The sequence below is a fragment of the Bacillus sp. AY2-1 genome (assembly GCF_008368965.1).
Classification (GTDB): Bacteria; Bacillota; Bacilli; order Bacillales; family Bacillaceae_G; genus Bacillus_A; species Bacillus_A thuringiensis_S.
Map to the genome: position 1 here is coordinate 1 of NZ_QPEL01000097.1, position 14663 is coordinate 14663.

Below are 14663 nucleotides of genomic sequence, written 5' to 3' on the forward strand. Positions count from 1 at the left end.
GTTTCAGCGACTTTTATAATTTAACATTTCTCGTTAAATCTGTCAACAACTTTTTTCTTTCGTTCCTGACGACGCTTATTAATTTACCATACTAATCATTTAATAGTCAACACTTTTAAAAAAAACGCCAAAATAATTTTATCTTGGCATAATATAAAGCTTAATAATCACTAATGCTGCCACACCCGGTAGGCCTAATAAACTCGTTATTGCTGCTGTACCCATGTTAATCGGGATATGAAAATCAAAATATGTCCCTACAACATTTACGATAAAAAGCAACGCTATGCCTAAAGTAACATGAAAAATCACCTTACCTATAAAACGCAATGGCTTAGAGGCAACACCAAAAACAAGAAAAATAAACACTAAAGTAAGAATGCCAACAATAATAATTGTAGAATTCATCTTTTCCTCCTTATGAATGACCTATACATCTATTTGTATGGGACAAGACAATAAAAAAGAACAGTTATCATAAGCGACATCTCTTTCATATAAACAAAATGAAACAACACCTCAGCATTTTAACAAATAAAATAAAAAGGCCTGCTTAGAAAGCAGAACCCTTTACCATTGTTCCATTTTTACAGGACGACGCTTTGCTTCTTTCAACAAGAAGAAATATTTCGCCTCTGCTATCTTCAAAGAACAAATGACATCTTGAGATGGTTCTACACTTTGTTCAACCATTCTCTTCTGACGTAACCACTCATTCTTCACTTTTTCCAAAAGTACAATTAACTTATCATCATACTCTTTACGCAATTTACCCTTTTTTTGAAAGAACATTTTTGTTTCTCCTCTTATACTTCTCTGCGACCTTCTAACGCTTTCGATAGTGTCACTTCATCTGCATATTCTAAATCTCCACCAACTGGCAGACCATGTGCAATACGAGTTACTTTAATGCCTGTAGGTTTTAAGAGGCGGGAGATATACATCGCTGTAGCTTCCCCTTCAATATTAGGGTTTGTTGCTAATATTACTTCTTGTACCGTTTCATCATGTAGTCGCTTTAAGAGTTGCGGGATATTAATGTCTTCCGGTCCAATTCCCTCCATAGGAGAAATCGCACCACGTAACACATGATATACACCTTGATACTCTTTCATTTTTTCCATCGCGATTACATCTTTCGGTTCTTGCACGACACAAACAACTGATTGATCTCGATGCGAATCATTACAAATATAACAAGGATCACGATCAGTAATATGTCCACATACAGAACAATACGCTAAATCTCGCTTCGCATTTACAAGTGCTTTCGCAAAACCTAACACATCATCTTCTTTCATATCTAATACGAAAAATGCCAATCGAACCGCTGTTTTCGGTCCGATACCTGGCAACTTCATAAAACTATCGATTAGTTTTGATATTGGCTCTGGATAATGCATGTATCAATATCCCCCTAGAACATTCCACCTGGTAAGTTTAAGCCTTTTGTAAATTTACCCATTGTAGAGTTTGATAGCTCATCGGCCTTTTTAAGTGCATCATTTGTTGCAGCTAACACTAAGTCTTGTAACATTTCGATATCTTCTGGATCTACAACTTCTTCTTTAATCTTCACTTCAAGAATTTGCTTGTGACCATTTGCAATAACTGTAATCATTCCGCCGCCAGCTGTACCTTCAACTGTTTTTTCACCAAGCTCTTCTTGTGCTTTCGCCATGTCTTTTTGCATCTTTTGCATTTGTTTCATCATGTTATTCATATTTCCCATTCCGCCACGCATCATAATTAATTCCTCCTAATTATTATTACTCTTTTATTTCAATGAGTTCTTGTCCTACTAATTTCACTGCCTCTTCTATAAGAGGGTCTTCCTTTTTCTCCGGGCTTTCTTCAGACTCTCCACCTTCACGTTGTAAAAAGTCTTCACGGATTTTACCCCATTCACTTTTTGGAATGGCAATCATATTTAACCTTTTACTTAGCAATTCAAATAAAGCTTGTTCTACTGTATCCATAGCTTCTCGATTTTCGCTCGCCATTTTACAGTGAATCTCATATTGAAATGCTAAAACGTAAGTGTCATCTGAAGCTGCCACTGGTTCACTATTTTCTAGTAAAACAGCAAACGCTACTTTGTTATATGATTTGAGTCTTCCTAACAACTCACCCCATACAGCTTTTAATTGTTCTAAATCTTGACGCTTCGCTTGTTTTAATACTTCATTTACACGCCCGATAGGAATCTTCATACTTCCTGTTCGTACGGGTTTTGGTGTTGCACGTGTCTCTCTTACTTCCTGTTGTACACCAGCTGGCACACCGTTCTTTTTGACTTGCTCTAACTCTTTCTCCAATTGCTGCATCCTGTTCATAATTGCTTGCAAACGATCCGTACCGTTTGCTTGCATCATAAACTGTTGACACAACTGCACCATAACAACTTCTAAGAAAATACGCGGATGATTTGTCCACTTCATTTCCTGTTGTCCCTTACTAAGGGTATGAATAATCTCATAGATCACTTCCGGTTGCATTTCTTCACTCAACTTACGGAATTGATCATCTACAATTACTCGTTCCAACATATGTTCTAGTTGCGGTGAAGTTTGATATAAAAGCATATCACGATAATAGTAAATGAAATCCTCCATAAAACGAACTGGATCCTTCCCTTTACTCATCATTTCATCTATGATCTGTAATGCTCTTGATACATCATTTTCACGTATGCATTCTACTAAATTGCCTAAGTATTGCTGAGAAACAGATCCTGTTACCGCCAATACATCTTCTGTCGTAACAATCTCATCACTATAAGATATAGCCTGATCAATAAGACTAAGCGCGTCACGCATACCACCTTCAGCAGCACGTGCAACAATTTGTAATGCTTCATCTTCCACTTGCGTACCTTCATTCGTCACGACTGTTGATAATCTCTCAACAATATCATTCACTGATATTTTTCGGAATTCAAAACGCTGACAACGCGAAATAATTGTAGGCGGGATCTTATGAGGTTCTGTTGTCGCCAAAATAAAGATAACATGTCCTGGCGGCTCTTCTAAGGTTTTTAAAAGCGCATTGAATGCACCCATAGAAAGCATGTGAACTTCATCAATAATGTATACTTTATATTCTACAGCACTTGGAGCATATTTTACTTTATCTCTAATATCTCGAATTTCATCTACACCGTTATTTGAAGCCGCATCAATTTCTAATACATCTGAAATGGATCCTTGTGTAATTCCTAAACAAGAAGGACATTCATTACAAGGTTCAGCTACCGGAGCATGTTCACAGTTAATTGCTTTTGCAAATACTTTTGCAATTGTCGTTTTTCCTGTTCCCCTCGGACCAGAAAATAAATAAGCATGTGAAACTTTCTCTTGAAGAAGGGCATTTTGCAACGTTTTTGTCACGTGCTTTTGACCGACTACATCTTCGAACTTTTGCGGTCTCCATGTTCGGTATAACGCTTGGTATGACACGAAAATACGGCCTCCCTCAAAGGTTATTATCTCATTTATTATAACCCATTCTGTTTATAGATTCCAAAAGTTATTTTCTATACAAAAAACTCACCTTTGTATTAAGGTGAGTTTTGTATACATATATAACTGCCGTGCACCCTCCGTCGATTACGTACCATAAGCGTTACTCAAGCAGTTAGCTCGGTTCAGGCACTCCTGCGGCACACGAGAAGACCCGCTTATTGCTGCTTCCTTCCGGACCTGACAAGGTTCACGGGGTCCCGTTGCGCAGGACCCAAACGTCAACACCACTTACTTAAGGCAGACCTTACAGCAACATAACCTCGAGAGGGGATTCGGCCTCGCTAGAGCGGATTGCGAGTATAGGGCACCGCTACCTCCCCGCTTAGCACGGCAAAGTTAAAACCAATATTCGGTTGCCTTCATTAAAGGCATTATCAGTATAACTTGTTTCTTTATAAAATGCAAATACGTTAGTTCCCATTGCTTTTCTCCAATTTTTTTATCGCTTTTCTTTTTTTACGAAGCTCTCTAAAAAAGTTTGTTAACAACGTACCGCATTCTTCCTCAAGTACACCAGTTACTACTTCACATTGATGATTGAATCGTTCATCCGTTAAAAGATTCATCAATGTCCCTGCACATCCGCCCTTCGGATCACTTGCACCATATACAACTCGCTTCACTCGCGATAAAACAATTCCACCCGCACACATTGGACAAGGTTCTAATGTTACATACAATGTTGCATCTTCTAAACGCCATGTCCCTAATTTTTTACACGCCTCATCTATCGCTAGCAACTCAGCATGAGCTATTGATCTTTGCTCAGTTTCCCTTAAATTATGAGCAACACTAATTACCTCACCATCTAACACTATAACTGCTCCAATTGGTACTTCCTGCATTTCCTCCGCCTTTTTAGCTTCTTCTATCGCTAATTGCATAAAATAAATATCTCGATCTTGTTCCATAACATAGTCCTTTCATTACAAATAAAGTACACTTATTTCCATTTACTGCACAGGGGATAACTTTTACAAATTCAATCCACCCTAAAAGAAAAAGAGAGGGATTACATATGAAAAATACCGCCTTGCTCATTATCGATATGATTAATGATTTTCAATTTTCCCACGGACCCATTCTAGCTCAAAAATGCGAAACTATAACAAACCCTATTTTACAATTAAAGAAAAAAATGAAATCCTTCGGCTATCCTATAATTTACGTTAATGACCATTATCAACTTTGGAGATCTGATATCGACCAACTTATTACTCATTGTACAAATAAATATAGTGAAAATATAATTCATAAGATTGCTCCAAGTTCTGATGATTACATTTTTATTAAACCACATTATTCCGCTTTTTATGAAACACCTTTAAATTCATTACTAGGTTATTTAAAAATAGAAAATCTAATATTAACAGGAGTTGCCGGGAATATATGCATCCTATTTACAGCTAATGATGCTCATATGAGAAATTATAAATTGTATGTACCACAGGATTGTATCGCCTCTAACAACGACCAAGATAATATACATGCTTTAAAAATAATGGAAACTACATTGAAAGCAAATATAACATCGTCATCCAAAATAAAATTTAATTAATACATATATCTATTTTCTAACTTTTTATATCAAATTAACCCACTCGCTTCCCTCTTGTGCTACAATAATTCTGTTTTGTGTTTTTAGTAGTCACGGTAAATCACTGATTGAAAGGAGGAAACAGCGTGACCGGAGTACCATTTATCACGGTTGAAGGACCAATTGGTGTTGGAAAAACTTCACTTGCGAAGGAAATTTCAACTCACATGCAACTCCACTTACTAAAAGAGATTGTTGATGAAAATCCCTTTTTAGGAAAGTTTTATGAAGACATCGACGAATGGAGTTTTCAAACAGAGATGTTCTTTCTTTGTAATAGATACAAACAATTAGAAGATATTAACATAAAGTATTTGAATCAAAGGAAACCAGTAGTAGCAGATTACCATATCTTTAAAAATTTAATTTTTGCATCCCGCACATTAAAAGACTCTCAATATGACAAGTACATGCAAATTTATCGTATCCTTACACAAGATATGCCTGTGCCAAATGTCATTGTTTATTTAACAGCTAGCCTAGAAACATTGCAAAAACGAATCGCCTTGCGCGGAAGAGAATTTGAAAAAAACATGGATCCAAATTACTTACTACAGCTCACAAAAGATTATGAAACAGCAATGGATACTTTTAGAAAAGATCATCCGGAGATACCAGTATTGAAATTTAATGGAGACGATATGGATTTTGTAAAAAATCCTGATGATTTAAACGTCATCCTATCTGCCCTTCAAAATACTCTCTTAAAGGAGTCGAAATAATAATGAATTTAAGGCAAAAATATGATATACCCAATGATGCAGTAATCACTATCGCCGGAACGGTAGGTGTGGGTAAATCAACTATGACAACTGCATTAGCTAATGCTTTAGGTTATCGCACATCATTTGAAAAAGTAGATTCCAATCCATATTTGGACAAATTCTATGCGGACTTCACTCGCTGGAGCTTCCACCTACAAGTGTACTTTTTAGCAGAACGATTTAAGGAACAAAAAAGAATTTTTGAATATGGTGGCGGTTTTGTTCAAGATCGTTCCATTTACGAAGACACTGGAATTTTCGCAAAGATGCATCATGAAAAAGGTACAATGACGGAAACTGATTATGAAACATACAAAGGTTTATTTGACGCTATGGTCATGACTCCTTACTTCCCTCATCCAGACTTATTAATTTACTTAGAAGGTTCTTTCGATGATATTGTCGATCGCATTCAAGAACGTGGGCGCCCAATGGAACAGCAAACACCAATTGAGTACTGGAAAGAAATGCATGGACGTTATGAAAACTGGATTAACAACTTTAATTCATGTCCTGTATTACGCTTAAATATTAATGAGTACGATATTTTAAAAGATGGTGATTCAATCGAACCAATCATTAAAAAAATTGGCCATTTTTTAAAACAAACACGTAAACTTGTAAAATAAAAAACCCGTGCATATGCACGGGTTTTCCTATTAAATTACTTCTTCTTTGTTGGAGCAATAATTTCACTCTCAGGTTTTCCTGCGTTAATACGCTGACGAACAGTACTTGTACTAATATCGTATGCTTCAGCAATCTCTTTAACAGTCATTTCTTTCCCGTTAATTACTGCCGTTAATACTTTACCTGTACGTTTTGGAGCTGCCTCTTTCTTTACAGCTGGTTTTTCAACCTTTTTTGGTGCCTCTACTTTTGTCTCAGCTTGCTTTACATCACAAGTGCAACCACAAAGTTTACGGAATGTATCATCGCTTATAATGCGTGACACATTTGCACCACTGTTTAAAATTCTATTGTTCTTACAGACAGGACATTGTACATAATATAAAGTTTTTCCATCTAAAGGAAACGTTTGTATAATAAGATCCATGTTGACTCCTTTCATATCTATGAAGATAATCATCGGAATATGAGTGTGTAATAAGGACAAAATTACCTTACACCATACTTTATGATTGGTTTTAAAATAAAAACTCGTTACGTGTTGGTAACGAGTTCTCCAATCTCCACTTATATGCGCTGTTGTCAATTATATCTGGAGGAGGTAGAGGGATTCGAACCCCCGCGCGACTCTCGCCGCCTGTCGGTTTTCAAGACCGATCCCTTCAGCCAGACTTGGGTATACCTCCATATTGACATCAAATATAATATCAAAAGAAAAACAGTTAGTCAACCCTACTAAAATAAATTATGAGGAAAGGAAAATTTTACTTTCCCCTTCCTACATTACAGTACTGACAACGCTCATAATTACCAATCACTCATACCGATGAATGTTTAAATTTACTTAATAACTGTTTTTCCTCCCATATAAGGGCGAAGAACTTCTGGAATTATAATTGTACCATCTTCTTGTTGGTAGTTTTCTAAAATAGCTGCAACCGTACGTCCAATTGCAAGACCAGATCCATTTAATGTATGGACATGTTCTGGTTTTCCATTTGGCTCACGGCGGAAACGGATATTTGCACGTCTCGCTTGGAAAGCTTCAAAATTACTACAAGAAGAAATTTCACGATATGTGCCATAGCTTGGAATCCATACTTCAATATCGTATTTCTTCGCTGCTGTAAATCCTAAATCGCCTGTGCACATGCTCATAACGCGATATGGCAACTCTAATAATTGTAACACGCGTTCTGCATCATTTGTTAATTTTTCTAACTCTTCATAAGAATCTTCTGGTTTTACGAACTTCACAAGCTCTACTTTATTGAACTGATGCTGGCGAATTAAACCGCGTGTATCGCGACCAGCTGAACCTGCTTCAGAGCGGAAGCAAGAGCTAAATGCAGCATATCTTATAGGCAATTGCTCTTTATTTAAAATCTCATCACGATGCATATTCGTTACAGGTACTTCAGCTGTTGGAATTAAGAAATAATCTTCACTTTCAATACGGAATGCATCTTCTTCAAACTTTGGAAGTTGTCCTGTTCCTGTCATACTTGCACGGTTTACCATATATGGAGGTAATACTTCTTCATATCCATGCTCATCAGTATGAAGATCAAGCATAAAGCTAATTAAAGCACGCTCTAATCTTGCACCAGCACCTTTGTAAAATACGAAGCGGCTTCCTGTTACTTTCCCAGCGCGTTCAAAATCTAAAATTCCTAAATCAGTAGCAAGATCCCAATGTGGTTTTGGTTCAAAAGTAAATTCTTTCACTTCTCCCCAAGTACGCGCTACTACATTATCATCCTCTGTTTCACCGACTGGAGCAGACTCATGAGGGATATTTGGAATAGATAACATTAATCTTTCTAAGTCTTCTTCAACTGTGCGAAGTTCGTTATCAAAATCCTTTACTTTTTCTCCAACCTCACGCATTTCTAAAATTAGAGCTTCTGCATCTTTCTTTTCGCGCTTTAATACAGAGATTTGTTGAGACACTTCATTACGTTTACTTTTTAATTCTTCTGTCTGAACAAGTAGTTCTCTTCTTCTCGTATCAAGTTCTTCAAAACGTCCGAAATCAGTTAGATCTTCACCTCTATGCTGTAATTTCGCTTTTACTTCTTCAAAGTTTGTACGTAAAAATTTAATATCAAGCATTATATACTCCTCCTTTTATTTTATAAAACACAAAAAACTCCCGTCCCTATATAAAGGGACGGGAGTTAACCCGCGTTGCCACCCTAGTTGAAAGCATTACCGCTTTCCTCTCAAGTAGAAATAACGGCTCTTCACCGGGAATGCTTACTAATCCAAAAGATGTTCCACATTCCATTCCAGGATGGATTCACAAACTGTTTCTATCGATTTCCACCAACCATCGACTCTCTATAAGAAACAACATTTGTTACTATTTCCTATCAACACGCTTATTTTATAAAATTGTTACCATCAATTTACTATAATCTTATACAAGTTGCAAGTTACTTATACAACTTTTTTCATTTTCGCTTCTTTTACCATTTCAACAAAGTATGCTGTGACACGATGATCATCTGTTAATTCCGGATGGAATGAAGCAGCTAAAAACTGATCTTGTCTTACCGCTACCATTCGGTCACCATGCTTAGAAAGCACTTCAACATTATCAGCTACTTCTACAACATACGGCGCACGGATAAATACACCAACGAAGTCTTCACCCACGCCTTCAATTGAAAGCGCAGCTTCAAAGCTATCCTTTTGGCGTCCGAACGCATTGCGCTCAACTGTAATATCCATAGCACCAATATGTGCTTCTTCATAGCCAATAAGTGTTTTCGCAAGAAGAATCATCCCTGCACATGTACCAAACATTGGTTTACCAGACTTTGCAAATGTGCGAAGTGGTTCCATGAAAGCATACTTATCAATAAGACGGCGCATTGTTGTACTTTCACCGCCTGGTAAAATAAGACCATCAATCTCTTCAAGTTGCTCTATACGCTTTACAACAACAGCTTCGGCACCACTTGCTTCAACTGATTTTACATGTTCACGAACTGCACCTTGAAGACCTAGTACACCGATTTTCACCATTTTAAAGTTCTCCTTTAATTACCATCCACGCTCTTGCATGCGTTGTTCTGGTAATAACGTTGAAATTTCGATACCTTTCATTGCATTACCTAACCCTTTAGAAAGGCTTGCAATTAGTTCGTAATCTTCATAATGAGTCGTTGCTTCAACGATTGCACGTGCAAATCTCTCTGGGTTTTCTGATTTGAAGATACCAGATCCAACAAATACCCCATCAGCACCAAGTTGCATCATTAATGCAGCATCTGCTGGTGTTGCTACACCACCTGCCGCAAAGTTTACAACTGGTAAGCGACCAAGACGTTTAATTTCAAGTAATACTTCGTAAGGAGCACCAGTATTTTTTGCATATGTCATTAACTCATCTTCACGTAGACTCGCAACTTGACGGATTTCTGCATTGACTTGGCGCATATGACGCACTGCCTCTACAATGTTTCCTGTTCCTGGTTCACCTTTTGTACGAAGCATAGATGCACCTTCTGCAATACGACGTGCAGCTTCTCCGATATCACGGCAACCACATACAAATGGAACTGTGTAATCACGTTTATTTAAATGGTATACTTCATCAGCAGGAGTTAATACTTCACTCTCATCGATATAGTCTACCCCTAATGATTCTAATACACGTGCTTCTACAAGGTGACCGATACGGCATTTTGCCATAACCGGAATTGACACTGCACCCATAACTTCTTCAACGATTGTTGGGTCTGCCATACGAGAAACGCCACCTGCTGCACGAATGTCTGCTGGTACACGCTCTAATGCCATAACGGCAACTGCGCCTGCCTCTTCTGCAATTTTTGCTTGTTCAGCGTTAATTACGTCCATAATAACGCCGCCTTTTTGCATTTCTGCCATTCCACGTTTTACACGCTCTGTCCCTGTTACATTTGTCATGTACAAAAACCCCCCTAGGTGAATTGCTTTCCCCCGTTAAAGGCGAAAATTAAGAATACTCTTACATTCTACCACTAACTATCAGATGCTTGTCTACTACTTTTTCATAAAGTCGGTATGAAAAATAGGAATAAAAAAAAAGCCCCTACCATGAGGAGCTTTTAAAACCAACCTTTTACTGTATCAACAGCACTATTCCACATACCACTAAAGAATGAACCAATTCCGCGCATAGCACGAGTAAACCAGTTTGCTTCTTCTACTTCAGATGTTGTTACAAGATCCACTTGCAACGACTTACCAGTTAAAAATCCAGGGTCGTTTGTATCTTTTGGCGTAATTACCATTTGACCAAGCGCAGCTCCCTTTTTAATAGGTGCTTCTTGTCCCTTACTTGATTCTTTTAATTCTGTTTTATAAACATCTTTACTTCCTTTTGGCACTGGAAGTGAAATAGCTTGTTTCGTTTGAACTGCTACATCTTTATCTTTCGCATTTTCTACTCTTACTGTTTCTTGTCCTTTTACTGAAGAACCTTTTTTATACATTTGTTTCACTTCAAAGTTAGCAAATCCATAATCATATAGCTTCTTTGTTTCATCAAAACGTGCTGTATGAGAACTTGTTTTAATAACTACAGAAATAAAACGCATACCGTTTCTTTCAACCGTACCAGTGAAGCAATCTCCTGCTTCTGGAGTTGAGCCTGTTTTCAGACCATCTACGCCATCATATTCTTTAACTAAGCCCTTTAACATCCAGTTCCAGTTTGACATTGCAAACTTCTCTTTTTCTGGACGGAATTCTTTTTTAGGAATTTTTGCTGTATCTAACACTTTTGGATAATCTTTAATTAAATGTTGTGCTAAAGTTGCAACATCCTTTGCAGACATTTTATTTTCTTCATCCGCTGTTGTTCCTTCAGGATGCATTCCCTTTAAATCTTTATTCGTTAAACCTGTAGAATTGACAAATTTATAATTTTTCAATCCTAGTTCTTTCGATTTATCATTCATCATTTTTACGAAATCTACTTCTTTACCTGCAATTGCTTCTGCTAATGCAATTGTTGCACCATTTGCAGAAAAGATTGCCATTGCCTCATATAACTCTTTTACTGTATAAGAGCCACCATTTTCTAACGCAACATTTGATAATGAAGCATCTTGTGAAACCTTATATGCATATTCAGAAACCTTAATTTTCTGGTCCCACTTAAGTTTTCCTTTATCCACTGCTTCATGAACTAAATATTCACTCATCATCTTTGTCATACTAGCAATGGATAATAATTCATCTGCATTCTTTTGATATACAATTTTCCCAGAATTCGCTTCTACTAAAATTGCCGCACCTGCTTCAATGTTTAAAGCGGCTCCTGTTTCAGCTGATGCATTGCTATATGGCATAAAAATGCTACAAGCTAGTGTAATCACTGTTACCAAAGCAATGAATCTTTTGCAAAACATACCTTTCACTTTTGTTACCCCCAATATCTATGTACTCACATAACCGTTATTCTAACATAATCAAAAAAAAATAGACAGAGATATCAAATCTCTGTCTATTTGTATATAAGACATTATAATGAGTAGTTTGGAGCCTCTTTTGTAATTTGTACGTGATGAGGATGGCTTTCACGTAAGCCAGCACCTGACATACGAATGAATTGTGCATTCTCGCGTAAGAATTCTAAATCCTGTGCCCCGCAATATCCCATACCCGCACGTAAGCCACCAACTAATTGGTGAACTGTATCTGCTAAAGGTCCTTTATATGGCACTCGTCCTTCGATACCTTCTGGGACAAGTTTTTTATTTCCTTCTTGGAAGTAACGATCTTTACTTCCTTTTTCCATCGCACCGACAGAACCCATACCACGATACACTTTAAATTGACGACCTTGGTAAATTTCAGTTTCTCCAGGACTTTCGGCAACACCAGCAAACATACTACCTAGCATAACAACATGTGCTCCTGCTGCTAAAGCTTTCACCATATCACCAGAGTACTTAACACCGCCATCAGCGATAACTGGAATACCGTGTTTACGAGCTTCGGTTGCACAATCATAAACTGCTGTTAATTGTGGTACACCAACACCAGCTACAACGCGTGTTGTACAAATAGAACCTGGTCCAATACCAACTTTAACTACGTTTGCACCAGCTTCAATTAATGCTTTCGTTGCTTCAGCTGTAGCAACATTTCCAGCGATGATATTTAATGATGGATATTTAGCACGAACTTCTTTTACCTTATCAATAACACCTTTAGAATGCCCATGGGCTGTATCAAGTACAATTGCATCTACACTAGCTTTTACTAATGCATCTATACGAAGCATAGCATCAGCTGTTACACCAACTGCTGCTCCAACTAATAAGCGTCCTTGCTTATCCTTAGCAGAGTTTGGAAATTCAATTACTTTTTCAATATCTTTTATTGTAATAAGCCCTTGTAATACACCGTTATTATCAACAAGAGGGAGTTTTTCAATTTTATACTTTTGTAGGATCTTTTCAGCTTCTTCCAGTGTAGTACCAACTGGAGCTGTAATTAACTGTTCTTTTGTCATTACGTCAGAAATTTTGATTGAGTAGTCTTGGATGAAACGCATATCACGGTTTGTAATAATACCAACTAATTTTCGCTCATCTAAATTATTTACAACCGGTACACCTGAGATACGATATTTTCCCATAAGATGTTCTGCATCATATACTTGATGTTCTGGAGTTAAGAAGAAAGGATCTGAAATAACGCCGCTTTCAGAGCGCTTTACTTTATCAACTTGCTCTGCTTGTTGCTCAATAGACATATTCTTATGAATAATTCCTAAACCACCTTGGCGAGCCATTGCAATAGCCATGTCAGCTTCTGTTACTGTATCCATTCCTGCACTAATTAACGGGATGTTTAGCTGTAAGCTTTCAGATAAAACTGTTTTAACACTTACTTCTCTTGGTAATATATCTGACCTAGCTGGTACAAGTAATACATCATCAAAAGTCAAACCTTCTTTAACAAATTTAGATTCCCACATAATTGTTCCCCCTATGATACCAGAAATTATTATTAGTAGCTTATCAATTGGTTAAAATACTGTCAAGGACGTATATATATGTTAGAATTTTTAGACAATAAAAGGAGCGTAATATATGCATCAAACATCTTATACTTGGCAGCAGTTAAGTTTCTTTTTTTCATCTCAAAATGTACAACGTTATCTTGCCCGTTGTTATGAAAAATCCTCTATTCAGGATGCCGAAAAAAAAAGTTTTGAAAATTGTTATCCCTTTATTTATTACCTAGAACACGGGAAAAATTATTATGAATTATATAAGAAAGCTCCATTTTCTATTCAACCAATGTTGTTATTTTATGGAATTAGTCAACTTTTTAAAGCATGTCTACTAACCATTGATCCTAACTATCCTGAATCCACTACTGTTTTAGCTCATGGCGTTACAACTCGCAAACGAAAAAAACAAGGGTATCAATTTTTAGAAGATGAGGTGAAGATACAAAAAAACGGATTGTTTACTCATGTTGCAGAACAACTGTTTCACATGAAACACTTAGAAGCAGAAAAATTTAACATGCTAGAACTAATGGGAAATATTCCAGAATTACAAAATTTGTTTCGCTATAGTCAAAAAGGATCAACTTTATATAAAATCGATTCAACAATTAAAAATGAGCTCTCCTTTTCAGTCAACCTACTAGATCGATTACATATGACTAAAGAGAGATTTTCTCGCTACATTGAAACATCTTGTAAGCATTTATCAATGCGACACGTACCTGAGAAAACTAATGAATCGAATTTACTTTTTACGGCGCCCATTCAATCATGGAATCCTATGTACAGTACTCCTTTATACTATGAACATCTTACTAATACTTATTATTTACCACTTACGACTGATCCTAGAAATCCTAAGCCAGTATTACCTGAACTCCTTGTTCATTATTTATTGCTCTATAATTTAAGCATGATTTCTAGGTATGAAACAGATTGGTGGTATGACTTACTTGGAAGCTATGGCTCTGAAGATTATCCATTTATTTATCAATTTCTTAATATTTCTGCTCAAAAAATCCCTTACTATATTTCATCATTTTTACTAACAGAACCTAACCTATTTCATGGGAAATAAAAAAACACAAGTCAAAAGACTTGTGTTTTTAGTTGCTTGGCGACGT

General features: G+C 36.8%; 16 protein-coding genes, 1 tRNA gene, 1 other RNA gene and 1 other annotated feature. Of the genes, 4 read left to right on the forward strand and 14 right to left on the reverse strand.

The features are described from left to right. Positions 1-138: 138 nt before the first annotated feature. The 7 genes from DN403_RS21195 to tadA form a co-directional block, all read right to left on the reverse strand. Complete coding sequence (locus DN403_RS21195) at positions 139-408, reverse strand: pro-sigmaK processing inhibitor BofA family protein (protein ID WP_001089273.1); 270 nt, start codon at positions 406-408, stop codon at positions 139-141. A 162-nt stretch (positions 409-570) separates the two neighbouring features. Further along, positions 571-792 carry a YaaL family protein gene (locus DN403_RS21200; protein WP_000466019.1) on the reverse strand — a complete coding sequence of 74 codons (222 nt, stop codon included), beginning with the start codon at positions 790-792 and terminating at the stop codon, positions 571-573. 14 nt (positions 793-806) lie between these two features. Next, a complete protein-coding gene (recR, locus tag DN403_RS21205; protein WP_000559169.1) occupies positions 807-1403 on the reverse strand; it encodes a recombination protein RecR in 597 nt (198 codons plus the stop codon). A gap of 14 nt (positions 1404-1417) precedes the next feature. Next, positions 1418-1744 carry a YbaB/EbfC family nucleoid-associated protein gene (locus tag DN403_RS21210; protein WP_014894853.1) on the reverse strand — a complete coding sequence of 109 codons (327 nt, stop codon included), beginning with the start codon at positions 1742-1744 and terminating at the stop codon, positions 1418-1420. A 25-nt stretch (positions 1745-1769) separates the two neighbouring features. Continuing rightward, positions 1770-3458, reverse strand: coding sequence for a DNA polymerase III subunit gamma/tau (dnaX, locus tag DN403_RS21215; RefSeq protein ID WP_000121560.1), 1689 nt, complete (start codon positions 3456-3458; stop codon positions 1770-1772). Positions 3459-3590: 132 nt separating this feature from the next. Continuing rightward, positions 3591-3855, reverse strand: an RNA gene (gene ffs / locus DN403_RS21220) — signal recognition particle sRNA large type. Positions 3856-3934: 79 nt separating this feature from the next. After that, positions 3935-4435 carry a tRNA adenosine(34) deaminase TadA gene (tadA, locus tag DN403_RS21225; RefSeq protein WP_000434341.1) on the reverse strand — a complete coding sequence of 167 codons (501 nt, stop codon included), beginning with the start codon at positions 4433-4435 and terminating at the stop codon, positions 3935-3937. Between the two features lie 107 nt (positions 4436-4542). Here tadA and DN403_RS21235 point away from each other — a divergent pair, with 107 nt between their 5' ends. From DN403_RS21235 to DN403_RS21245, 3 genes are all read left to right on the forward strand, one after another. Continuing rightward, complete coding sequence (locus DN403_RS21235) at positions 4543-5082, forward strand: cysteine hydrolase family protein (RefSeq protein ID WP_000798738.1); 540 nt, start codon at positions 4543-4545, stop codon at positions 5080-5082. A gap of 125 nt (positions 5083-5207) precedes the next feature. Continuing rightward, positions 5208-5843: a deoxynucleoside kinase gene (locus DN403_RS21240; RefSeq protein WP_000148217.1), complete on the forward strand. Its 636-nt coding sequence runs from the start codon at positions 5208-5210 to the stop codon at positions 5841-5843. Positions 5844-5845: 2 nt separating this feature from the next. Continuing rightward, entirely contained in the window at positions 5846-6514 is a 669-nt protein-coding gene (locus DN403_RS21245) for a deoxynucleoside kinase (protein ID WP_001053585.1), read from the forward strand. Between the two features lie 35 nt (positions 6515-6549). Here the strand turns inward: DN403_RS21245 and DN403_RS21250 are convergent, their stop codons facing one another. From DN403_RS21250 to guaB, 7 genes are all read right to left on the reverse strand, one after another. Beyond that, complete coding sequence (locus DN403_RS21250) at positions 6550-6942, reverse strand: sigma factor-like helix-turn-helix DNA-binding protein (protein WP_000364195.1); 393 nt, start codon at positions 6940-6942, stop codon at positions 6550-6552. Positions 6943-7108: 166 nt separating this feature from the next. Then, positions 7109-7201: transfer RNA gene (locus DN403_RS21255), tRNA-Ser, on the reverse strand. Positions 7202-7355: 154 nt separating this feature from the next. Next, entirely contained in the window at positions 7356-8630 is a 1275-nt protein-coding gene (gene serS / locus DN403_RS21260; RefSeq protein WP_000884174.1) for a serine--tRNA ligase, read from the reverse strand. A gap of 51 nt (positions 8631-8681) precedes the next feature. Next, positions 8682-8903, reverse strand: a binding site (T-box leader). 54 nt (positions 8904-8957) lie between these two features. Next, positions 8958-9548: a pyridoxal 5'-phosphate synthase glutaminase subunit PdxT gene (pdxT, locus tag DN403_RS21265; protein WP_000238785.1), complete on the reverse strand. Its 591-nt coding sequence runs from the start codon at positions 9546-9548 to the stop codon at positions 8958-8960. 18 nt (positions 9549-9566) lie between these two features. After that, entirely contained in the window at positions 9567-10454 is an 888-nt protein-coding gene (gene pdxS / locus DN403_RS21270; RefSeq protein ID WP_000186158.1) for a pyridoxal 5'-phosphate synthase lyase subunit PdxS, read from the reverse strand. A 161-nt stretch (positions 10455-10615) separates the two neighbouring features. Next, positions 10616-11923, reverse strand: coding sequence for a D-alanyl-D-alanine carboxypeptidase DacA (gene dacA / locus DN403_RS21275; RefSeq protein WP_127057751.1), 1308 nt, complete (start codon positions 11921-11923; stop codon positions 10616-10618). A 113-nt stretch (positions 11924-12036) separates the two neighbouring features. Further along, the gene (gene guaB / locus DN403_RS21280) at positions 12037-13500 is read right to left on the reverse strand and encodes an IMP dehydrogenase (protein ID WP_000264089.1); all 1464 of its coding nucleotides are present in this window, start codon (positions 13498-13500) and stop codon (positions 12037-12039) included. A gap of 115 nt (positions 13501-13615) precedes the next feature. Between guaB and DN403_RS21285 the strand changes: the two genes are divergently transcribed. Then, the gene (locus DN403_RS21285; RefSeq protein WP_000554297.1) at positions 13616-14617 is read left to right on the forward strand and encodes a YaaC family protein; all 1002 of its coding nucleotides are present in this window, start codon (positions 13616-13618) and stop codon (positions 14615-14617) included. Positions 14618-14663: the final 46 nt, after the last annotated feature.